Here is a 21,729-nt window from a genome sequence, read left to right as displayed (position 1 = left end):
CTAACGCCGGCCCTTGTCTTCCAGTTTCAATTTTTTCTTCCAGAAAAAATAGGAAAGAATGCCAGGCACAAACCATACTAACATAAAGGCCAGCATGGGATCTATCTTTTTGGCCACGGCAACACCTGCGTATACTGCGCCCATAAGATCGAAAAACAAACCGGCATACGCCCATTCTTTTATTGTTTTTAAACGCGGCATTAAAATAACAATTGACCCTATCAGTTTGGCTAAGCCGGTAAATGGAATAAAGTATATAGGAAAACCAAGGTAGCCATGTATAAAGCCCTTTGCTTTTTCATTCATAAGTATACTGTCGTATGAAGAGAATATCATGAGTGCCGCAAAAAGGATCGTGAACACCCAGTAAAGAATGTTGATGGTCTTCGGTTTCATAATAGTTGGTATTGGTTCATACAAGTTAACGCAAACTATAATAACAAACAAAAAAGCCCAACGGGTTCTCTTGCACGCTTCAGCGAAACAAAGGTTACCAGCGATGCCGGCCAATTAAGGTTAGTTAAAAGCTAGTTTCCGTTTTGCGAAGCGTTTGTACAGTTTTTATATTTGAATTATATGGAACCTAAAAACGATCTGCTTTCGCGCCGCCAGTGGCTTGGCAAACTTACTGTGCCTGCAATGGCTGTTACCGCCGCCGCATTGCCTGCAACCGCATTGGCAGCGCCACACCAAAAAAACAACGACAACTTACGGGGCGCCCGCATTTTCAATGTGCGCGATCATGGTGCAAAGGGCGATGGCAAAACCCCCGATACAAAAGCCATACAGGCGGCCATTGACCTATGTAATAAAGAAAATGGTGGTACGGTGCTGATACCCGCGGGTGATTTTGTTTGTGGTACCATTGAGTTGAGGTCGAATGTTACGTTACACGTTTCGGTACAGGGACGTTTGCTTGGCAGTACCCGCCGCGAAGATTATAGTGCCGGCAAAGGCGTGCCGCCGGGCAATGGAAACATTGTGTTTATCTATGCGGTAAATGCAGAGAATATAACAATCGAAGGGCGCGGTACTATTGATGGCAGCGGCCAGGCGTTCTATAATGGTAAAGGCGATAATACGGGGCCGGGCCAACGGGGTGTTGGCGGAAATTTCGACCGGCCGCATTTGATCGTTTTTTACCAATGCACCAATTTTTTAGTGCAGGATGTTTTATTGACCCGCAGCGCCTACCATTGTTTTCGCATTTTGAAATGCAAACAGATACAACTACACGGCATTAGAATATATAACCGCGTAAACAAAAACAACGATGGCTTTCATTTTAACGATAGCCAGTATGTGCACATCAGCAATTGCGATATACAGTGCCAGGACGACGCCTGTGCGCTTTTTGGCAGCAACCAGTTTGTAACCATAACCAACTGTAGCTTTAGCACCCGCTGGTCCATCTTCAGGTTTGGCAGCGGCGAAGCGCAGAACATTGTTGTAAATAATTGTTTGATTTACGATACCTATGGTTGCCCTGTTAAGATCAGTTCGGGCAAGGCGCGTATAGAGAACCTTAGTTTCTCGAACATTATTATGCGTAATGTAACCGGGCCTATTGGTATTGCCTTTACAAATACCAGCAACAGGAACAATGCAACTGATAATGCGAATGACACCACTTCGTTTGTGCGTAATATTTCATTCAATGGCATTCGCGCCACGGTTGTTGAAAAGCCGGTGAATCACCCTGATATTGCATTTGGGGTGAATGTATTTGATGGCGAATTAAATTCATGCATTACATTGAATGGTGTTGGCAATGCATTTCTTGAGAATATCAGCTTTACCGATGTACATGTTACTTATGCCGGTGGCGGTACAAAAGAACAGGCATTGAAAAGAGACGTGCCCCAGGTAGCAGCCGAATATTTTGGCGTTTGGGCAACGCAGCCATTTGGTCCGCCGGCCTATGGCTTGTATGCCCGTAATGTAAAGAACCTTACGCTGCACAATGTTAGGTTTGAATATGAAAAAGCCGATGCCCGCCCCGCGGTTATTTTCGATAATGTGCACGATGCATCGGTAACAGGCTTAAGCGCCAAAGGAAGCGTTGATGCCGAGTTGATCAGGATCATTAATTCGAAAGATATTTTAATAGCCGCCACACGTGTATTGACAAATGCAGCTGCTTTTTTACAGGTAGAAGGTGAGGCCTGCGAAGGCATTGTTGTAAATGGCGGCGATTTGCGTAAAGCGCTGAAACCGTTGGTGTTTGAAAGAGGGGCCGGAAAGAATGCGGTGGTAATGGGATGAGTTGATAACTGATAACAGTGAAGGATGCATTATTTTCACGAAAATAGACGCACTTTTAAAATCGAAAGGCTTTTTTTCATGAAAAAAGCCTTTTCTTTTTAATAGAATTGGGATTTTTCATGAAAACAATACTTGTTTTCATGAAAAAAAGCTTTTGCATTCAAAAGAAACAAAAATTCTCATGAAAATGATACCTGTTTTCATGAGAACAGATCATTTAATTTAATTAACAACCAATATTTCATGAAAAAAGGACTTTTTTCATGAGAAAGTTTCCTGCTTTAAAATAGTGCTGCTATAAAATTAAAACTGGTAGTGTTGCTTAATTATTTTACCATTCAATTGTCCACTGGCTTTCATCATTTACAAAATAATTAAGCCCATTGCTCATATGGTGCAGTTCCTTTCCATCTTTTCTAAAACTTGTCTTTGTTTCATACACCCGCACGCCATTGTTGTCGCGGGTTAAATAATTGATCAGTGCAGGTAAGGTGGGTGGCAGGTCGTGCAGCCACTGTGCATCTTCCTCTTTTACAAACGCCTGGCTCATATAATGTTATTTAAAGTAAGCTAATGTAATCATTTATAAAAAAATAATGCCGGGGCCGGGGCAGGTCATAAAATAACTTCTGCATTTTTGTATTCTAAATTAAGTATATGGAAAGTTTAAAAGGTAAAGTGGCGTTGGTTACAGGCGCCGGGAAAGGAATTGGAAAAGCTATTGCCATTGCCCTGGCAAACGAAGGTGTGAACGTTGGGTTAATAGCCAGAACGGAGAAAGATGTAAAAGCAGTTGCCGATGAGGTTAGTAAACTGGGTGTGAAAAGTGCTTTTGCTACGGCCGATGTTAGTAACCGTGCCGGGGTGGAAGCGGCCGTTGAAAAACTGAATAAAGAACTGGGGAATGTTGATATCCTTATCAATAACGCAGGTACGGCTACGTTTGGTAATTTTCTGGCGCTGGAACCCGAAGTGTGGGAGCAACAGATAAAAGTAAATGTGTTTGGCGTTTATTATACTACACGCGCTGTACTGCCGCAAATGATTGAACGTAAAACCGGCGACATTGTAAATATTTCTTCTACAGCCGGCAAAACCGGCAGTGCTGTTACCAGCGCTTATGCGGCGTCGAAATTTGCTGTATTTGGTTTAAGTGAAAGCCTTATGCAGGAAGTAAGAAAACACAATATTCGGGTAACCGCACTGGCGCCCAGCACCGTTGTTACCGACCTGGCTAATAGCGCTAACCTGGTTACCGGTGATCCTGAAAGAGTGATGCACCCAGAAGACTTTGCTGAGCTTATTATTGCGCAATTGAAACTCAATAGAAGAGTGTTTGTAAAAGAAGCGAGTATTTTTTCAACCAATCCATAAATGACAAAGGTGGGTCGCCCTTGGCGGGCGGCCCACCTTGGCCTTTTATTTTGAAACTCAAAGCGAGCACCTCTTGAAGAGGTAACCGCCTAATCTAAGAATGCTTAATTCAATCCCAATGAAAACATTGATCGTTGATTCAAAAAAACTGTTCTATTATACGCTGATCTCGCCGGAATCCACTTACGAAGATCTCTAGTTCTTCTTATACCCGCTAAACCCATCATACAGGGCTTTCAGTTCTTTTGCCTTTTCCGGGTATTCTTCAATCACATTGGTGCGTTCCGAAGGATCGTAGTTTATATTGAACAGCTCTTTTGCTTCAGGGTTTTGTTTGGTGGAAATGTGATTTACACCTGCCGGAACCTCGCGGTACTTCCAGGCGCCCTGTCTTACGGCTTCCAGTTTACCATTGTTTACAATATAAATGGGGCGGTGCTCATAATGTTTAGGATCGGCCTTGCCTGTTAACAGGTCGGTGATATCCTGTCCGTCTAACGTACGTTGTTGTGGCACTGGCGCATTGGTAATACGCGCCAGTGTGGGCAGAATATCAAGGTTGCTGATGGGGTTTGTTAAGGTTAAACCGGTTGGCGTATGTCCCTTCCAGTAAAAAATAAACGGTTCACGGATACCGCCTTCATAAGATTGTCCTTTCGACCCTCTGAAGACACCGGCTGTGCCTGCATGCCAGGGTTTGGTTACACCGTCTTGCTCCATGCGGCCGGGGAACTCTATCCAGGGACCATTATCGCTTGAGAACATAAAGATGGTATTATCAAGCAGCTTCTTATCTTTTAATTTTTCAAAAACCCGGGCAAGGCTGGCATCAAGTTCTTCAACAACAGCGCCTAATGGGCCGCCATCCTGGTGACCTTTTAAATAGCTGGCAGCGGCTGCCCTGGCAACTGGTAAGTGCGGCAGGTTGTAAGAGAGGTAAAGAAAGAAGGGTGTGCCTTTTTTCTGTTTGTCGATATAAGAAATAGCTTCTTTAGTATACAGGTAAGTAAGCGATGAATCTTCGGGCTGATCTACTTCCGGTGTACGGTTGCGATAGATCCTGATGGTGGTATCGGTTTTCACATAAGGAAAACGATAGTCATGGCTATACAGCAAACCGTAATAAGAATCGAAGCCCTGCGCTGTTGGATAATGATAATCCTGTTTATCGCCCAAATGCCATTTGCCAACCATAGAAGTGTTATAGCCCACTTTCTTCAGCATTTCGGCAATGGTAACCTCATCATCGGCTAAACCTAATGGTGAACCGGGCGCCAGCGGTGAGGGTAAATTATACCGCGAAGCATAACGGCCGGTAAGTAATGATGCCCTCGAAGGTGTGCACGAGGGGCTTGACACAACATAGTTGGTGGCCTTTATTCCCTTAGCTGCCACCGAATCGAGAAACGGGGTTTGAATGACCGGGTTACCATAAGTGCTAAGGTCAGAATAACCCATATCGTCGGTTAAAACGAAAATGATATTGGGGCGTTCCTGCGCCTGTAGTGTTACGCTAAAAAGTGTTGCGGCTAAAACAGTTATTGCTTTTATGTTTTTCATCATTAAAAAAATAAGCGGTAATGCAATATAAGTATTGTTGATAGTATCGAAAGGTGTCATGCAATCGTTACCACGTTAGGGAATGTTGATGTTTTTTGGTGAGGAGTTCCATGTGAAGCAGGTGCCTGATTTGGAGGCGGCTGTTGCTTTTATATGTAAGGCTACTGTGGAATAACGAGCAGTCGGCAATCGGCAATCGGCAATCGGCAATCGGCAATCGGCAATCGGCAATCGGCAATCGGCAATCGGCAATCGGCAATCGGCAATCGGCAATCGGCAATAAAATTCGGGCGGCGCAAGATAGTATATTAGGCTTAATGTTCGCGAGCCCACTCACCACTCACCATTCACCACACCACTCACCACTCACCACTCACCATTTTGTCTAAATCCCCCTTGGTTAAAGTCCATATCACACCAGGGGCAAACTGTATATTGACAATACATTTGTTGTATAAAAATTACAACAATGATAAAAGAACAAACCAATGTACTGACCACGCAACAAGTGGCGGCGCGGTTCAACGAGTTGGCACAACAGGAAAAATGGTTCGAGATACAAGCGGAGTTCTTTGCAGATAATGTTAAGAGTGTCGATCCGCCCGGCTCGCCCTATATGGGGTATGCAGAAGGTAAAGCGGCGGTTCGTAAAAAGGGCGAAGACTTTGTAAAACAAATTACAGGGTTGCACAGCGCTTATACATCAGAACCAATTGTTACAGGGAATCATTTTGCGGTAACAAGAGAAATGGATATTACAACGCAGCTGCATGGTAGAATTCAAATAAACGAGATCATGTTGTATGAAGTAAAAGATGGGCAAATAGTATTGGAGCAATTCTTTTATTAAACTAAAAACCCGCATAAGATCTGGTCCTATGCGGGTTTTGAAATAAGTTACCGGTTACCAGTTACCTGTTACCGGGAAACCCGAATTTCGGAGCACCCGATTTCTTATCGGCAGGCTGCACATAAGGCCTGGGAACCGGGAACTGGAAACTGTTTAAAATTTATACCCCAGGCTCAGCGTAAAGTGTGCGCCGTTGCCCTGCACATACTCTGCATCCTGCACACGGTACTGGCTTCTGGCCGGGTAATACGATTGGTTAAATACGTTCTCAATACCCAACGCCACGTTAAATGATTGGTTGATCTTATAACCACCATTAAAGTTGAAATAAGTTACCGGTTTAACGGGGCCTTCGCTAAGTCCATATACACCTGTGCTTCTGGGCTCAAAGCGATGGCGGCTGCCGGTGTGAATGGTAGACAGCTGCAGGTTCAAAGCCGAAACAGGGCTATAGCTGATAAAGCCGGTTGCTTTCAGCGGCATAATGCGTTCGCCGTTCATATATACTTTGCTGCCGTCTTCTTTTTCTGATTTTCCTTCAACATACGAAACGGTACCACCGGCACGCAGGCCCTTAACGATCTGTGCTTCTGCTGCAACTTCATAACCTTCTACTCTTTCAGGCTCACGCTGTGTTACAAAGATGCCATTTTGCTCAACCAGGTTGGCGCCCAGTTTTGAGGTATTGATAAAATAAGCTGCGGTTACACTTACAGGTCCAACCTGGCTGCTGAAACCGGCTTCGTAGTTATTGATGATAACAGGGTCTGTTGTTATTTGGTCAAGTGAACTTTGGGTAGCACTGCGTAAAACGCGGCCAAGTTCATTCAACCCAAACGCCTGCCCGAAGCTTACAAATGGGTTAAAGTAGGGCGTGCGTGTATAGCGTATGCCCGCATTGAACATGGTGGCGTTAAAGTGAAGGGTGCCGCCCTGTACAAACTTGCCGCCTGAGCCATCGGCATTTTTTGAAATGGTAGTGAAATCAGGTACTTCAATATTAGCATCTTCATACCTCACTCCGCCTTTAATAACAAAATCTTTATAATCTATTTTAACCTGGGCAAATGGCGCATAGTTCATCATTTTCATGTCGGGGATGTACACGCGGCCATCGGTCAACGTTTGGTTGGTACGGTCTTTTAACACATCCATACCATAGGTAACATCACCTGAAAGGAACTTCCATTTCCAGGGGGTGTTCAGGTTAAGGCGTACACCTCTTTTCCAGCTTTCAATATAGGTTTGACCGGGGCCATACCAGGCAGTTGATTTTTCAACATACCGGTTCAGCGATTGAAAATGGTGATCGTATGCTACCAGTTCAAGGCTGCTGTTAAATGGCAGTTTGCTGGCACGGTAGCTAACATACAGATTATGGTTATGGGGTGTGCCAGCTGCTTCGCCGGGGTCAACACCTTCAACGCCATAGGCAGGCGATACGCCGTACTTACCGGCAACGTTTATATAATCGGCATACTGGCGGCTGCGGAATAAATTGTACGAAACGGTTACTTGCTGGTTATCGGTAATATGGTAACTGAGTTTACCAAACAGGTTGTAGTTCTTTGTTTCGCCAAGGCCGTCGGGTTGCGCAATAACATTTCCATCTGCGTCTTTTTGTACGCCGGCCTCACTGTAAATTCCGCTAACAACGTAAGAGAATTTTTTTATGTTGCCATATAAGGTTTGTGAAACCCGGTAGCCTAATGTATGGCTTGAGTAGTCGATATTCCCGTCTGTGCTTAGTTGCGTTTCACCACTGATGGCCTTACCGCCTTCGGGTTTTTTTGTAATAAAGTTGATGATACCGCCACCAGAGCCATTTCCGTAAATAGAAGTAGCGCCTTTTATCACCTCAACACGCTCTATAACCGCAGGGTCAATGGTGCGCATATCGCGGCTGCCATTCATAAGTGGGGTCGATTGCGGAATTCCATCAATAAGTACCAGCACGGCACGGCCGCGAAGCGTTTGTCCGGCATTGGTGGCCTTATTGGTATAAGTACCAAGACCGGGAACTGTATTACCAAGTATCGATGTCATGTTTGGGTTTATCGATAGCTGCTCTTTTATTTGTTTTGCCTGCAGAATGGTCACCGAAGAGGGCACTTCATTTATGCTTTCCACTTTACGGCCGGCAGTAACCACAACTTCATTCATAATGCCGTCGGCTTCCATGGTAATGTATATATCGGCTTCTTTTCCTTCCTGCACATGTACGGTAAGCGTATTGGCCAAATAGCCGGCTGCCGTGATAACGATCTCCTGACGTCCTGTTTATATATTGCTTACTACGAATTTGCCTGTTGAGTCGGTCATGGTGACAGCCTTTTTTTGTATGGAAATAGTTGCATGGGGCAACGCTTCTCCTTTTGCTGTATGCACTGTACCTTTCAACGATCCGCTTTTAACCTGGGCCTGTAACTGTAGGATAATCAATGAGAAAAATAGCACTAGAAAACACCTGTTCATTATCATGATTTTATGGGGTGGGGCAAGGTGCTCCATTTATTCGGTTTGGCTGTGCCGGATCAGGAATTAATGCTTTCGAATTGCGGAAAAACTACATGTGGTAAATATAAACAGGTAGGAATGGGCCAATTGCCATTTTGACGTAATTGTCGTGAATTATCGGTGCCCGCGTTTATTAAATTATCCATACCCGCTTTGATAAGTAACTGAAAACTTTTACTTTACGCACAATACAAGTACCCTTATTATGAAAACAATCTTCCTTGCGCTCCCTGTAGTGGTGAGCCTGTTGATCTCTTGTGGTAAAAACAAACACACAGTAGCCTATAACGCTTCTTTTTGTAAAGAGCACGTAGTTAAGATCGACGACACCTTGACCCTGCAATCAGAAAGTACAGACCGCTTTGCTAAACTTAAGCTATGGAGTGGCGAGCACACCGTTTCAATTGATGGCGGTAAGCCACAAACATTCGACGTTGACAAAAATGGCATCCTGAATATCGCAAAAGAAGAATTTGTAATATTTCCGATCGAGTTCACTATAGGGAAGCAACACCCATTGTTGGGTGGAACTCTTGGAATGCCTAACTGGATCATTATTGATTCTTTTGCCGTAGGGAATGAACGTTTTTTAGGACAGCGGGTCGACAAAACCAAAAGAGATCGCATTTTGAAAGCGGGTAAAGGCACTGAAGATAGTGAGCTGCAGTTGACTGAAAAAAGCCAACTGTATATCAATGAAGCCTGGGACATTGGTGTTGCCGACGAAACGCCCGAGACTGTTAAGGAGAAGGTTAGTAAGAATACAAGAAACGTATACCGTAAAAAAGTGCTGGAGGCAAAAACCTTCCTGCTTTACTCTATAACAACAGGCACTTATCGCGTGGCGGCCCTTTCTTCTTTTCCGGAGTAAATGCAATTTTCGAAGCATTTGCCCGTTAGCCTTTCCACAATATTTAAAACCTGTTATCGTATGAAAATTACCAGTAACGTCACTTACGTTTTGCCCTTTTTAATTTTGTTGATACCCTCGTGGTTTTTAGAAGGTGTTTTGTCTATATGGTTATATTATATTCCTGCAGTTAGAGATAACTGGAATTTATATTACCCGATAAAGGTCGTTTTTGCAATAATTACCGCCGGCCTTTTTTACCTGGCTTTTTTAAAGCTGGCACATAAAGTAAAACCAATTGTTTTTAAAATTATCCTTGTAGCTTATCCAGTACTTATAGCGATCACTCTTTACCGTCACTCCTCCTTCTTCCTGATTTCCATTGTTCTTGGGCTGTTATTACTGTGGGCGTATACGCTTTTTAATACCCGCTATATGGCTACGTTAACCGATACTTCTATTCAGTACAAGAACCTGTTGGGCCATGTAGGTGAAATTCCTTTAACTACCCTTACCAAGCTCGAACAAAAAAGAAATATTCTGAGCATGGTTTCGCGTATTGGCCGCCTGTTGGATATTTCGAAAAAAACCGCTGTTGGCTTTCGTGATGAACACCTCGATGAGTATGAAATAAATCTGTTCATGAAGGTTATGCAGCATAATAAAATCTTTCATAGAATAATAGAGAAATCGAATAAAGCAGGAAACCTGAATGTAAGACAATACACTGTGTAACAAGTTGTTCTACAGTACCGTAAAATGTGCCCCACCTCGAAGGTGTGGCACATTTTCATTTCTGAACTGTTTATTAGTACATTTGAATTATATAAGACCAACTTTTTACCTATTTCAAATGTAATACTATGATGGATAAAAGGATCCCCACCGAAAGTTTGCAGGAGTATTACGATAGAACTGGGCTGGCAGTGCCTAAAGACCAGTTACCTGTGGTTAGCGGCGGCAGCCACTTCAACATAAGGTATATTACCTGCCGAACCGGAAAAACGCCTTTTAACAGAAGGGATTATTATAAAATATGCCTCAGCAATGCCACCGGCAAAGGAAAAGGCACGCTGATATACGACGAGCAGGAAATTCAATTGCACCCACCCTGCCTTATTTTCACCAATCCATCGGTACCTGCCTCCATAGAGTTGACATATATCCATGCCAACCGGTACGGCGTAATATTCAATAAACAGTTTATAGAAAGCGCTATTCCTTCCGATGTGCAATATGCCAGTCCATTGTTCAACCCCTCCGTATTCCCTATTGTAAATCTTACTGAGGAAGAGCGCGACCGGCTTCATATGTACTTTGGTGAAATGCAACGGATGCAGGAGTCTGATTACTCCTACAAATGGGATATGATCAGGAATATTTTGCAACTGGTAATACATGAAGGAGTAAGGTTACAGCAAAATCAGCTTGCACAAAACGGTGCCGTGCGCGACCGCCTGGTGAATGCTTTTTATACATTGTTGAATCAACAGTTTCCTGTTGATTCGCCCGAGAATTCGTTAAAATTATTAACACCGGCGCATTTTGCCGATCAGCTGCATGTGCATGTGAACCACTTGAACAGTGTGGTGAAAAAGTATTCCGGCAAATCAACCCGCACTATCATTCATGAACGCATCGTGAGCGAGGCCAAGGCCTTACTACGCAATACCAACTGGAATATTGCCGAAATAGCCTATGCGCTTGGTTTTGAATACCCTTCGCACTTCAATAAATACTTTAAACAGTTCGCTTCGGTGGCGCCCATGGAATTCAGGCAGCAAAATATTGCAATTCCGGCCAGTCTTTGATTTGTATAACCATCCCTTTGAATGGTATAATTACCGGGGTGGCCATGTGATATACCTTTACATCATCAATTAAAAGGTACTAACATGAGGAACATTACACCATCACGGATACAAGCAAATACCTGGGTCGCACTGGGTTTAATTCCCCTGTCGGGCTTTGCAATGGATGTTTATATACCATCACTGCCCGATATGGCTACACAGCTGCACACTACACCTGCAGCCATTCAATTAACACTTTCGCTGTTTATTATTAGCTATGGCGTTTCACAATTGATTGTGGGCGGCCTGCTCGATAGTTATGGCCGTTACTGGCCAACCATGATCTCGATGCTGGTCTTCAGCGCAAGCAGTTTTGCCATTGCCTTTACCGAAAGCATCCAGTTCATTTACCTGATGCGTATTATACAGGGCTTTACGGTGGCCGTAATTATCGTCAGCAAACGGTCGTTCTTTGTTGATGTATATAGTGGCGATCAACTGAAAAAGTATACCAGTTTGTTTTCTGTTATCTGGGCAATAGGGCCTATCGTGGCGCCTTTCCTGGGTGGCTTTTTTCAAACAACCTGGGGCTGGAAATCGAACTTCATCTTCCTGGGTATTTTTAGTTTCGCGTTTTTTATTATTGAAGTGCTTATAGGCGGCGAATCACAAAAACAGGTGCAGCCGTTCAGTATAAAAAATGTGCTCGATACTTATGGCAAAATGGTAAAAACGCCCGACTTTACCGCTGGCATGGTCATTCTTGGTTTAGCCTATGCTATGATCCTGTTTTATGGAATGGCCAGTCCGTTCCTGATTGAGCAGAAATTGCATTTGTCGGCAACAACTACCGGTTATGCGGCATTGTTTAGTGGTCTTTCGGTAATGACGGGCGGCACACTTTCGCGGATCCTGATCAAAAAACCTTTTCTAAAAAAGTTAATATTCGCTTCTACCCTGCAACTGGTAGCGGTTACCTTGTTGATAACGCTTACATTTTATCACCAGAGCTTAGTTACGTTGCTGTTGTTTGTATTTCTGTTGCACAGTACCGGCGGGTTTATTTTCAACAACCTGATGTCTTATACCCTCACCCGTTTTCCACAATATGCAGGTAAAGCAGCCGGTTTGGTAGGCGGTGGATTTTCGGTAGTAACATCAGTGTTAAGTTCATTACTTGTGAATTCATTAAGCATTACCAGTCAAACCATGCTGGGTGTGGCTTATGCGGTACTTGCAGCCGGCAGCTTCCTGGTAATTGTAAGAACAAAATGGGTAACCCACGAAAGCGTAAAACCGGCCCAAAATACGCAACAGGTTGAGGCAGCTGTTGCAGCGTAACGGTTTCCGGTAACAATTTTTTGTTGCTATTTTTATAGAAAAAAGAATGGGCGTTGAATTAATAAGTGCAATCAGGAAACAGTATAACCCCGTTCAACCCTCCATTTTCTATAAAGCAGACAGCAGAGTGAGTTACCAGGAGCATATACCGGCCGACTTGCTTCACCCTTATATATATTGTTATTGGCAGTTGGTTGCTCCAATCCCGATGGAGCAACCTTTTATTTATAGGGTAGTGGCCGATGCCTGCATGGATATTTACTTCAACATGCACGATGCGGCCGATAGTTATGTAATGGGTTTTTGCAAACAGTATACAGAGTTTGCCCTGCCCCAGTCGTTTCATTATGTGGGCGTGCGTTTCTTGCCTGCGGCCTTCCCTTATTTGTTTTCGATAGATGGCAGCGAGCTTAGCAACCGGTACGAGAAATTAAGTGATGTTGTTCCGCCACTGGCTAAATATATTGCAGATCATATGCAGGCCGGTTATACAGCGGATAAAATAGTGGCATTGCTAAATAAATTTTTTACGAACCGTTTAATAAAGCAAACGCCGGCAACTGACCCCCGTTTTATGGAATCGGTTTTACAAATTCTTAAAAGCGCCGGCGGTCTGCATATAGAAAGTGAACTTAACACAGGACTTAGTGCCAGGCAGCTTCGCCGGATGTTTAATTTTTATATTGGCGATAGCCCCAAGATCTTCTCACAGATCATCCGGTTTCAACAACTGCTGAAAGCAAAACCATCTACACAATTATTAAAAAGTGAAAAACTGTTTTTCGATGCAGGGTATTACGACCAGTCGCATTTTATAAAAGCGTTCAAAACTTTTTATGGTACTACACCCGCTAAAATTATGGGGGAATAAATCTGCTACGGTCGATTATGTCCGATTTTTACAATGAATTCCCTTGCCTGCGAAGGAAATTTGTAAAAAAAAACGATGCGCACCACCTTTGTTACGTTCCTGTTTGTTACTTTTTCAACAGGGGGGTTTTCTCAAAATTCATTAACCACAAAAACGGGTAGTAAAATGAAGTTGAATGCAGGTATTGTTACTTCGAAGCTGGAAGAGACTAAAAAATTTTATACAGAGCAGCTTGGTTTTGGAGTAACATTTCAGAATGAATTTTATCTATTGTTGCATACACCCAATAAGCAGGCAGAGTTGAGCTTTTTAATGCCCGATCATCCTTCGCAACAAACATTGTTTCAGCCGGCTTTTACGGGCAGGGGTGTTTTCCTTACCATTGAAGTAGAGAAGGTGGATGAGTGGTACCAGCAATTAAAAAGGAAGGGTGTTGAAATAAAGATAGATCTTCGTTCTGAGCCCTGGGGCGACCGGCATTTTGCCATTCAGGACCCCAATGGCGTAGGTATTGATTTTGTTACATACACCCAGCCGGAAAAGCAGTAGCCTAACTAGATAGTTACCGCTTCCTGATCTTTGAATATGGTTGAAATGAATTTTTTGCCGGGGAAAAAAGTGAAGATCATGGCCAATTGAATGAGAAAGGTTAAAAACAGGCACGCCAAGGCTCATGTTTTTTCTTACAAAATAGAAATAAAGTTTAAGGTATCAAAGTGCGGCACGCCTCAATGGGATGCCGCACTTTTTGCTTTCCGCTTAAAAAAGCTGGTGTAAATAAAGAAGATCGCAAAGCCCCACATAAACAATGCAACAAATATGTTGGTACTATCGGCCGAATAATTCACGGACATCATGTCGTTCTCTTCTTTATTATACAATACCTCTAACTTGTCATTGGCCTTTAATTTTTCAAAGTCTTCCTCTTCAATAGGTATTGTTTTTTGTTCGTTGCCAAACTGAACGGTGGCGTCATAATCATAAAACCAGCTGTTACGTTTGCTACGGGCATGATAGTTGGTACTCAACACGGTCACTGTTTCACTCTTGCTGTTGTTTCTTATTTTATTATAATACTGGTTGTATTGCCAGGCATTGTAAGTGAAATATAATGCAACACCAACTACCAAACCGGTAACAATAAACCGCCCGATATGGCCTAACAATGGAATTTGCAAAAAGCCGGCAAGAATGCTCAACGCTATCAATGTAAATACGGTGGTAAGCATCAGGGTGAGCAGTAGCCATTTTTGTCCCTCGTTCCACCGGCCCATAAAAGAAAAAGAGATCAGGCGCGAACTGGTGCTAGGTTTATTGAAGTGCATCTGCCTGTTCAATTGGCGAAAGCCATCCAATTCAGGATGGTATAATAAGGTAACCTTGTCGCCTACGTAAACCCAGCCCGAATCCTGCACGTACCGGCTTGTATATAACCGGTTATTATAATTAAATGTTATATAGACCTTATTTGAGAACTGATCGTACCAGGTGAGGTTTTGCCGGTCGGTGGCTGTAACCTGTACTTTTACGGGGTGGCCTTCCTTAATGAACTGTTGCAGTTCTTTTTCGTTCTTATATAATTGCCAGCTGCCCCAGGCCAAAACGCCCAAAACGGCTGCAAAAATTAATAGCGTAATTAATCTAAAGAAGCTTCTGACAGATGATAAAATTCTGTTAGCCATTCGTTTTTAATGTATAATGATGCAAAAAATACAGGATTACCACGATAGCTCAAATGGGGGAATTCAAATTTGTGATTTCTTTTTTTTCAATATTTCGCCCCGATTTAACGTTGTAATAATATTAAAGCCGTAAGGCACTGGATGCATATAAAGTACATATATATTAAATTAGCCTGTTAAAAATCCAAACGATGACAAAGGTTGAGGGGTTGCATACCTTGGTAAGGACTTATTGCATAGATGCGATCGCATTTTGGAAAAAAGAGTACGCTGAAAAACGCACAGGTTCAGATTTTCCTGAGTATACCTATTCTGATTCTGATTATAATTTGTTTCCCCGCTATAATGCGCTCGACGCCATTTTAAAAGGCATTGAATTGTTAGTGCCAACGGAATATCGCGATTTTAAAACACTGAAAAAAGATATCATAGAAGTGGCGCTGGAAAATGAAACGGCTTTTACAAATAACCCCGATAATGACATTGAAGAGAAAGCCATTAAGGAAGAAAGGGTTAAGTTCAAAGCCTATGTTGAGTCATTGAAGGAAAGTGATGTAAAAGATATAGAACCGTTGCCATTACGCCGGCGGTTGAAAACCAACGAAAAAATGACCGTGCGTCAAATGCTGCACGAGGTGTGGGGTTACGATGGCGACTATTGGGAGCCGTTGGGTAAAAAAAGCCCGAAAGAAACCGTATTTCTGCTTTCAAAATATATTACTGATGGCGACCGCCTTTTTATCAAAGAGTTGTTGGCAAAAAAAGGCGGTAAACATTTGTATGAGGTAAACGAAACAGGCGACGATTACGAAACCGACCTGGAAAGCATTAGTTCCTTTTACCAGGACCATGAAGTGATGTATTTTGATGAAACCTACAAATGGGCTATCTATGGCTCACACGAGGAAACCATCACTTTTGGCGGCGAGTGGCTCATCAACAGTATTAAAGAAAGATTCAAAGACAGGCCTGAACTGATTAACAGCTGGAATTAATATATTTTAATAATGACTTCGAAAATTTAGTAATATATCGGCCAGACCTTATTTTTGTTAAGGACCCCCGTTCCCATGACAAAACCAATTGAATGTCGAAGCCGATACCAACCAACGAACAACTTTCCCAAAGAATAGAAGAACTGGAACGAGAAAATGCAGCCCTGCGCAGAGATTTCAGTCTGCTTACAGGTAAGCATGCCGTAAAAGTTCCCGAAGCCTTTAAACCATTTTTTGACGCTGCCCAACAAGCGGTTCGCAATTACTTCAGCGAACTAAAAATGGACCCTTCCCGCGGCACTATTGAAATTAACGATCAGCGTTATGTGCTGGTGCGCGCTTCGGCCTTTTCGAAAGGGTTCCTGGAAACCATTCAGCACTTGTATGCCGACAGAGGCGAGAACGAAGCATTTTCTATTGGTCATAATTTTTTGTTCGATTATGCGCATGTAATAGGAATGCATGATGCCAGGGACTTCCACCAAATAATGCATTTAACCGATCCGCTTTCAAAATTGAGCGCCGGTCCGGTGCATTTTGCTTATTCGGGTTGGGCCTTTGTAGATATACTGCCGGAAAGCAATCCAACACCCAATGAGGATTTTTGTCTTATTTACGAACATCCCTATTCGTTTGAAGCCGATTCGTGGGTACGCAACGGCGTCAGGTCAAAAGAACCGGTATGCATTATGAATGCCGGCTACTCATCGGGCTGGTGCGAAGAAAGTTTTGGTTTTCCATTAACGGCTGTTGAAGTGAGTTGCGTTGCCAAAGGCGATGATTGCTGCCGGTTCATTATGTCGCCACCGCATAAGATACAGGAGCACCTGGAACGGTTCAACGCTAAAAACCCTGGACTGCAAACAACAAAGCAGCCTTATACTATCCCAACTTTTTTTGAAAGAAAAAAGGTGGAAGAAGAAATGGAGCGGTCGCGCAAACTGGCTGAAGAATCGGCAAAAGCAAAAGATGATTTTATTGCCAATATGAGCCACGAGCTGCGAACGCCATTGGGGGCAATATTGGGCTTTGCCGATCTGTTGCAAAAAACTGAACTGGGCGATATTCAAAAAGATTATATAGAAGCCATCAATACCTCGGGCAAAAGCCTGTTGTCGATCATCAACGATGTGCTCGATCTGTCGAAACTCGATGCAGGCAAGTTTATCATTGAAACTGTACCGTTCAGTGTGCCTGAATTAATGCATTCGGTACAGGTAATGTTCTCCTCTAAAGCATCGGCGAAGGGGTTACGTTTAAGTTGTAGTGTCGATATGTCGATCAATTACCAGTTGACAGGCGATCCTATGCGCCTTACCCAGATACTTGTGAACCTGCTTGGCAATGCGGTTAAGTTTACCGAAGCCGGCGGAATTTATATAAACTGTATTGTAGAAAAAGAAGAAGACAATAAAGTGCAGCTTTGTTTTACAGTGAAAGATACAGGCATTGGTATAGATGGAGATAAACTCGGTAGCGTTTTTGAACGGTTCTCACAGGCAGACACCGATATTTCGCGCAGGTATGGTGGTAGCGGGCTCGGGCTTGCCATTACCAAACAGCTTATTGAATTGCAGGGCGGGCATATTACCGTTTCAAGCACTAAAGGGAAAGGCACCGAATTTCAGTTCACGCTTCCATACGAAAAAAGCGCCGAGCAAATGGTAGTGCCGAAAAATGAACCGGCTGCAAAACAAAGGCCCCATGGTTTTAAAAAAATAATGATCGTTGAGGATAACCTTATGAACCAGAAGCTGGCTTCCTATTTTTTGCAGAATAATGGATTCGATATAATTATAGCCACCAATGGTAAAAAGGCACTGGAGATATTGAAAAGCCAAACCGTTGACCTGATATTGATGGATATTCAAATGCCGGTGATGGATGGTTATCAAACTGCAAAGGCAATTAGGGAAGAATTGAAGATCACCACACCTATTATTGCTACTACGGCGCATGCGTTGTCGGGTGAAAAAGAAAAATGTATTCAGGCGGGTATGAACGATTACCTGTCGAAGCCATTTAAAGAAACCGATCTGCTGAATAAAATAGCTTCCTGGGCACAACGTAAAGACCAGGCAGTTGCAGCAACCAACAAGGAGGGCACCACCTCAGTGGGCATCGATCTTTCTTTTTTAATGACGCAAACCAGGGAGAATAAAAGTTTTGTTGGGGAAATGATACATATTTTCAAGGAGCAGAACCCCAAAGATATTGCGGCATTAAAGAATGCAATAGAGCTGGGCGATTATAAAGCCATTTACAGAACGGCCCATGCCGTACGGAACGGCATTATATTTTTTGGTTTGAACCGGGTAATAGGCGACCACCTGGTACAAATAGAAAAATTAGCGATGGCCAATGAAGGCATTCAGGATATGAAGCCGCTGCTGCAAAAGGTGACCGATGTGTGTAATGCGGCCGTACGTAAGCTCGACAGTTTAAGCGATGACCTGAATGGAATTAATAAACCTTTATAATTTTGTGGCTCAAATTTCGCAGTATCCTGCGCTGATCAACTTATAAATATGAAGCATATTGTATCCCTTGCCCTTTTGTCTTGTTTGGTTTTTGGTGTTAGTGCAAATCCATTAAAAGTTCCCGGTAAAAAGCCTTACGTAACTGCAGCAGCCTCCACTGCAACTGCAAGTATGGCCGATGATATTCTTAAGCTTATAAATGACTATCGCAGAAAGAAAGGCCTGGGCGCCCTGTCAATGAATGCCACCATGAATGCAGAAGCGCAGAAGCATAGTGAAAATATGGCATCGCACCGTACTGCTTTTAGTCATAATGGTTTTCAGGGCCGCATAAAAAGAATTTCATCTTCACTCAATGGAGTGTCTTATTCGGCGGAGAATGTGGCTATGGGAAGTACTTCTGCAAAGCAGGTGGTACAGGAATGGTTAAGCAGCCCTATGCATAAAAAGAATATTGAAGGGCCTTACACCCTCACGGGCATTGGTGTTGCCGCCGACAAAAAAGGTGCACTTTATTTTACCCAGATATTTGTATCGAATTAAACCAGACCTGTAAGGTCCATCATAGGGTTATGCATTTTCAGCATGAAGTCTTGGACCTGACAGGTCTGGCCAATGAACCTGTCAGGTCTAAGACTACCTAATAATTAAGCGTGCTTAAATGATAGACCTTACAGGTCAATCCTTCAACCACGCACTCGTAAGCGATTGCTTCGCTTTTAAAAGATCTTTCGGTGTTCCTTCAAATAGCACCTGACCGCCTTTGTGGCCACCTTCGGGGCCCATGTCAATGATCCAATCGGCATTTTTGATTATACTGATATTATGCTCAATGATCACTACGGTATTGCCGGCATCAACCAGGCGGTTGATGATGGAAAGCAGGTGCCCAATGTCAGACATATGTAAACCCGTTGTAGGTTCATCCATTACATAAATGCTTCCTTTTTTATGCAGCTCACTGGCCAGTTTTATTCTTTGACATTCGCCACCCGATAAAGTGCTTAACGGCTGACCCAGGGTGAGGTAGTCGAGACCCACATCACTCATGGCCTGCAGTTTTTTCCTTATCTCTTTTTGATTAAAGAACTCAAGCGCGGCTTGTACGGTTAAGTTCAATACATCGGCTATTGATTTGCCATCGAGTTTGTAGGCCAGCACTTCTTCTTTAAATCTTTTGCCTTCACAAATTTCGCAGGGCGTTTTTATTCCATCTAAAAACGCCAGATCGGTATATACAACCCCGGCGCCCTGACAGTTTTCGCAAGCGCCCTGTGAGTTAAAGCTGAACAGGGAGGCACTTACTTTATTGGCAGCAGCAAACGCTTTTCTTACATCATCCATTATGCCGGTGTAGGTGGCCGGGTTACTTCGGCTTGATGTGCCAACTGCCGATTGGTCGATCACGATCGCTTCCTCATGTTGTTTTAAAAATACATGATGTATAAGCGAGCTTTTACCCGAACCGGCTACGCCGGTTACAACTGTTAATATACCAGTGGGAATGTCGACACTTACATTTTGTAAATTGTTTACGCGTGCTTTTTTAACCGGCAGCTTACCAGTGGCTGTTCTAAAACTTTCTTTAATGGGAATGGTTTGTTGCATGAACCGGCCGGTAAGGGTTTGCGCTTTCAACAGGTTGGTAAAGCTGCCCTCAAAAACAATATTACCGCCTTTGTTACCCGCATGCGGACCAACATCAACAATATGATCGGCGATCTTTATAACATCGGGGTCGTGCTCCACTACGATCACTGTATTTCCTTTGTCGCGCAACTTCTTCAGCAGATCGTTCAGGCGATGCACATCGCGTGGATGCAGGCCTACGCTGGGTTCATCGAAAATATACATTACATCAACCAGGCTGCTGCTGAGGTGTTTTACCATTTTTATGCGTTGCGATTCACCACCCGATAAGGTGCTGGTCTCACGATCGAGGCTCAGGTAATCGAGACCAATATCAACCAGGTGTTGCAGGCGTTCGCGCAACGTTTTAAGCATGGGCGCCGCCACAGGATCGGTGATCGCATTCAATGCATTGATGAGCTCGGTAATTTCCATGGCCGATAGTTCGGCAATGTTCTTTTGGTTGATCCTGCAATTCAATGCCGCCTGGCTTAACCGTGCGCCTTTACACAATGGGCAGGGCGCCAAACCAATATATGGCGCTACTTTCTTTTGTGTTCGTTCAGAAAGCGTTTTCAGATCGCGTTTAATATAGGCCTTGGTGAATTTTTCAATAATGCCCATATAGGTGACGTTTATAACGCCGCCGCCAAACTGCATTTTTATTTTCTGTGGTTTGCTATAGAGCAACAGGTCCATTTCCTCCTGGGTGTAATCGCGCAGCTTTTTATTTACATCAAAAAATCCTGAGCTGCTGTACATGGCAATTTCCCACGATGCAAAAACCGGCACCTGCACCGCGCCTTCCTGCAGCGACTTGTCCATGTCAAGAAAAGATGCTGCTTTTACTCCCATCTTTTTACCCAGTCCGCCACACTCGGGGCACATACCTTGCGGATCGTTAAATGAAAATGCATTGGAGTAACCAACGTGCGGCTGGCCAACGCGTGAATACAGCAATCGTAATACAGGCGCAATGTCGGTAATGGTGCCAACGGTTGAAGTAGAACCGCCACCCAGCCGTTTTTGATCAACTACAATGGCCATACTTAAATTTTCAATGGCCTCGGCCTGCGGCGGTGCATAGCGAGGTAAGAAGTTGCGCACAAACATGCTGAAATTCTCATATAACTGACGCTGTGCTTCTGTAGCAATGGTATCAAATACAATGGACGATTTTCCCGAACCCGATACACCGGTAAAGATGGTGATCTTTCGTTTCGGAATTTGCAGGGAAACATTCCTGAGGTTATTTTCCCGCGCTCCTTTGATTTCAATGAATTCCTGTTGCATAGTTTATATTGAGTGTCGTAAATGTTGTAACAGCAATAAGGGCAGGGCTGATAAGAAAAGGGCATGCAATTTCGGGAAAATCTATTGTTTGGGACTTGTACCGAAACGACATTATTGCCGCTTATAAAAAAGCGGGTGGGGAAAACAGCGAGTGGCAAGTAGTAAATGGTTAGTGGGAAATACAAAAGGGGAATTGCTGAAAGAAAGCGATGCCTGAAAAAATAAAAGC

19 protein-coding genes are annotated in these 21,729 nt (G+C 43.5%); 12 read left to right on the top strand and 7 right to left on the bottom strand.

What is annotated here, in order from left to right:
- Positions 1–396: a DoxX family protein gene (locus GGD38_RS15385; RefSeq protein ID WP_375297133.1), complete on the bottom strand. Its 396-nt coding sequence runs from the start codon at positions 394–396 to the stop codon at positions 1–3.
- 180 nt (positions 397–576) lie between these two features.
- Here GGD38_RS15385 and GGD38_RS15380 point away from each other — a divergent pair, with 180 nt between their 5' ends.
- A complete protein-coding gene (locus tag GGD38_RS15380; RefSeq protein ID WP_375297132.1) occupies positions 577–2,265 on the top strand; it encodes a glycoside hydrolase family 28 protein in 1,689 nt (562 codons plus the stop codon).
- 331 nt (positions 2,266–2,596) lie between these two features.
- On the opposite strand, the gene GGD38_RS15375 is transcribed toward GGD38_RS15380, so the two are convergent.
- Entirely contained in the window at positions 2,597–2,815 is a 219-nt protein-coding gene (locus GGD38_RS15375; RefSeq protein ID WP_375297131.1) for a hypothetical protein, read from the bottom strand.
- A gap of 107 nt (positions 2,816–2,922) precedes the next feature.
- Between GGD38_RS15375 and GGD38_RS15370 the strand changes: the two genes are divergently transcribed.
- Entirely contained in the window at positions 2,923–3,639 is a 717-nt protein-coding gene (locus GGD38_RS15370; RefSeq protein WP_375297130.1) for a 3-ketoacyl-ACP reductase, read from the top strand.
- A gap of 195 nt (positions 3,640–3,834) precedes the next feature.
- Here the strand turns inward: GGD38_RS15370 and GGD38_RS15365 are convergent, their stop codons facing one another.
- Positions 3,835–5,259 carry a sulfatase-like hydrolase/transferase gene (locus GGD38_RS15365; RefSeq protein ID WP_375297129.1) on the bottom strand — a complete coding sequence of 475 codons (1,425 nt, stop codon included), beginning with the start codon at positions 5,257–5,259 and terminating at the stop codon, positions 3,835–3,837.
- Positions 5,260–5,668: 409 nt separating this feature from the next.
- Between GGD38_RS15365 and GGD38_RS15360 the strand changes: the two genes are divergently transcribed.
- Positions 5,669–6,049, top strand: a complete 381-nt coding sequence (locus GGD38_RS15360) for a SnoaL-like domain-containing protein (RefSeq protein WP_375297128.1) — start codon at positions 5,669–5,671, stop codon at positions 6,047–6,049.
- A 153-nt stretch (positions 6,050–6,202) separates the two neighbouring features.
- On the opposite strand, the gene GGD38_RS15355 is transcribed toward GGD38_RS15360, so the two are convergent.
- Both GGD38_RS15355 and GGD38_RS15350 read right to left on the bottom strand, forming a co-directional pair.
- Positions 6,203–8,290, bottom strand: a complete 2,088-nt coding sequence (locus GGD38_RS15355) for a TonB-dependent receptor (protein WP_375297127.1) — start codon at positions 8,288–8,290, stop codon at positions 6,203–6,205.
- Positions 8,291–8,329: 39 nt separating this feature from the next.
- Positions 8,330–8,491 carry a hypothetical protein gene (locus GGD38_RS15350; protein ID WP_375297126.1) on the bottom strand — a complete coding sequence of 54 codons (162 nt, stop codon included), beginning with the start codon at positions 8,489–8,491 and terminating at the stop codon, positions 8,330–8,332.
- 280 nt (positions 8,492–8,771) lie between these two features.
- Between GGD38_RS15350 and GGD38_RS15345 the strand changes: the two genes are divergently transcribed.
- The 6 genes from GGD38_RS15345 to GGD38_RS15320 all read left to right on the top strand — a co-directional run bounded on the left by GGD38_RS15345 (position 8,772) and on the right by GGD38_RS15320 (position 13,970).
- Positions 8,772–9,437 carry a hypothetical protein gene (locus tag GGD38_RS15345; RefSeq protein WP_375297125.1) on the top strand — a complete coding sequence of 222 codons (666 nt, stop codon included), beginning with the start codon at positions 8,772–8,774 and terminating at the stop codon, positions 9,435–9,437.
- A 60-nt stretch (positions 9,438–9,497) separates the two neighbouring features.
- Positions 9,498–10,151, top strand: a complete 654-nt coding sequence (locus tag GGD38_RS15340; RefSeq protein WP_375297124.1) for a hypothetical protein — start codon at positions 9,498–9,500, stop codon at positions 10,149–10,151.
- A 128-nt stretch (positions 10,152–10,279) separates the two neighbouring features.
- Positions 10,280–11,227, top strand: coding sequence for a helix-turn-helix domain-containing protein (locus GGD38_RS15335; protein ID WP_375297123.1), 948 nt, complete (start codon positions 10,280–10,282; stop codon positions 11,225–11,227).
- 84 nt (positions 11,228–11,311) lie between these two features.
- Positions 11,312–12,550 (top strand): MFS transporter, encoded by a 1,239-nt coding sequence (locus GGD38_RS15330; protein WP_375297122.1) that lies wholly within the window; start codon positions 11,312–11,314, stop codon positions 12,548–12,550.
- A 46-nt stretch (positions 12,551–12,596) separates the two neighbouring features.
- Complete coding sequence (locus GGD38_RS15325) at positions 12,597–13,421, top strand: DUF6597 domain-containing transcriptional factor (RefSeq protein WP_375297121.1); 825 nt, start codon at positions 12,597–12,599, stop codon at positions 13,419–13,421.
- A gap of 75 nt (positions 13,422–13,496) precedes the next feature.
- Positions 13,497–13,970: a VOC family protein gene (locus GGD38_RS15320; protein WP_375297120.1), complete on the top strand. Its 474-nt coding sequence runs from the start codon at positions 13,497–13,499 to the stop codon at positions 13,968–13,970.
- A 179-nt stretch (positions 13,971–14,149) separates the two neighbouring features.
- Here the strand turns inward: GGD38_RS15320 and GGD38_RS15315 are convergent, their stop codons facing one another.
- Positions 14,150–15,103 carry a hypothetical protein gene (locus tag GGD38_RS15315; RefSeq protein ID WP_375297119.1) on the bottom strand — a complete coding sequence of 318 codons (954 nt, stop codon included), beginning with the start codon at positions 15,101–15,103 and terminating at the stop codon, positions 14,150–14,152.
- 191 nt (positions 15,104–15,294) lie between these two features.
- On the opposite strand from GGD38_RS15315, the gene GGD38_RS15310 reads away from it, so the two are divergent.
- The 3 genes from GGD38_RS15310 to GGD38_RS15300 all read left to right on the top strand — a co-directional run bounded on the left by GGD38_RS15310 (position 15,295) and on the right by GGD38_RS15300 (position 19,121).
- A complete protein-coding gene (locus GGD38_RS15310; RefSeq protein WP_375297118.1) occupies positions 15,295–16,098 on the top strand; it encodes a hypothetical protein in 804 nt (267 codons plus the stop codon).
- A gap of 92 nt (positions 16,099–16,190) precedes the next feature.
- Positions 16,191–18,578, top strand: a complete 2,388-nt coding sequence (locus GGD38_RS15305) for a response regulator (protein WP_375297117.1) — start codon at positions 16,191–16,193, stop codon at positions 18,576–18,578.
- 48 nt (positions 18,579–18,626) lie between these two features.
- Positions 18,627–19,121 (top strand): CAP domain-containing protein, encoded by a 495-nt coding sequence (locus GGD38_RS15300; RefSeq protein WP_375297116.1) that lies wholly within the window; start codon positions 18,627–18,629, stop codon positions 19,119–19,121.
- A 135-nt stretch (positions 19,122–19,256) separates the two neighbouring features.
- Here GGD38_RS15300 and GGD38_RS15295 read toward each other — a convergent pair whose 3' ends face one another.
- Complete coding sequence (locus GGD38_RS15295) at positions 19,257–21,500, bottom strand: ATP-binding cassette domain-containing protein (protein WP_375297115.1); 2,244 nt, start codon at positions 21,498–21,500, stop codon at positions 19,257–19,259.
- Positions 21,501–21,729 lie beyond the last annotated feature (229 nt).

It is taken from the genome of Niastella sp. OAS944, from assembly GCA_024809215.1.
Taxonomy (GTDB): Bacteria; Bacteroidota; Bacteroidia; order Chitinophagales; family Chitinophagaceae; genus Niastella.
The sequence above is the reverse complement of the archived record's forward strand: the minus strand, read 5'-3'. Positions and strand labels throughout refer to the sequence as shown.

What these genes read in the sequence shown, in the direction of transcription:
- GGD38_RS15385 (WP_375297133.1), bottom strand. Translation starts at nt 396, where the DNA reads ATGAAACCGAAGACCATCAACATTCTTTACTGGGTGTTCACGATCCTT.
- GGD38_RS15380 (WP_375297132.1), top strand. Translation starts at nt 577, where the DNA reads ATGGAACCTAAAAACGATCTGCTTTCGCGCCGCCAGTGGCTTGGCAAA.
- GGD38_RS15375 (WP_375297131.1), bottom strand. Translation starts at nt 2,815, where the DNA reads ATGAGCCAGGCGTTTGTAAAAGAGGAAGATGCACAGTGGCTGCACGAC.
- GGD38_RS15370 (WP_375297130.1), top strand. Translation starts at nt 2,923, where the DNA reads ATGGAAAGTTTAAAAGGTAAAGTGGCGTTGGTTACAGGCGCCGGGAAA.
- GGD38_RS15365 (WP_375297129.1), bottom strand. Translation starts at nt 5,259, where the DNA reads ATGACACCTTTCGATACTATCAACAATACTTATATTGCATTACCGCTT.
- GGD38_RS15360 (WP_375297128.1), top strand. Translation starts at nt 5,669, where the DNA reads ATGATAAAAGAACAAACCAATGTACTGACCACGCAACAAGTGGCGGCG.
- GGD38_RS15345 (WP_375297125.1), top strand. Translation starts at nt 8,772, where the DNA reads ATGAAAACAATCTTCCTTGCGCTCCCTGTAGTGGTGAGCCTGTTGATC.
- GGD38_RS15340 (WP_375297124.1), top strand. Translation starts at nt 9,498, where the DNA reads ATGAAAATTACCAGTAACGTCACTTACGTTTTGCCCTTTTTAATTTTG.
- GGD38_RS15335 (WP_375297123.1), top strand. Translation starts at nt 10,280, where the DNA reads ATGATGGATAAAAGGATCCCCACCGAAAGTTTGCAGGAGTATTACGAT.
- GGD38_RS15330 (WP_375297122.1), top strand. Translation starts at nt 11,312, where the DNA reads ATGAGGAACATTACACCATCACGGATACAAGCAAATACCTGGGTCGCA.
- GGD38_RS15325 (WP_375297121.1), top strand. Translation starts at nt 12,597, where the DNA reads ATGGGCGTTGAATTAATAAGTGCAATCAGGAAACAGTATAACCCCGTT.
- GGD38_RS15320 (WP_375297120.1), top strand. Translation starts at nt 13,497, where the DNA reads ATGCGCACCACCTTTGTTACGTTCCTGTTTGTTACTTTTTCAACAGGG.
- GGD38_RS15315 (WP_375297119.1), bottom strand. Translation starts at nt 15,103, where the DNA reads ATGGCTAACAGAATTTTATCATCTGTCAGAAGCTTCTTTAGATTAATT.
- GGD38_RS15310 (WP_375297118.1), top strand. Translation starts at nt 15,295, where the DNA reads ATGACAAAGGTTGAGGGGTTGCATACCTTGGTAAGGACTTATTGCATA.
- GGD38_RS15305 (WP_375297117.1), top strand. Translation starts at nt 16,191, where the DNA reads ATGTCGAAGCCGATACCAACCAACGAACAACTTTCCCAAAGAATAGAA.
- GGD38_RS15300 (WP_375297116.1), top strand. Translation starts at nt 18,627, where the DNA reads ATGAAGCATATTGTATCCCTTGCCCTTTTGTCTTGTTTGGTTTTTGGT.
- GGD38_RS15295 (WP_375297115.1), bottom strand. Translation starts at nt 21,500, where the DNA reads ATGCAACAGGAATTCATTGAAATCAAAGGAGCGCGGGAAAATAACCTC.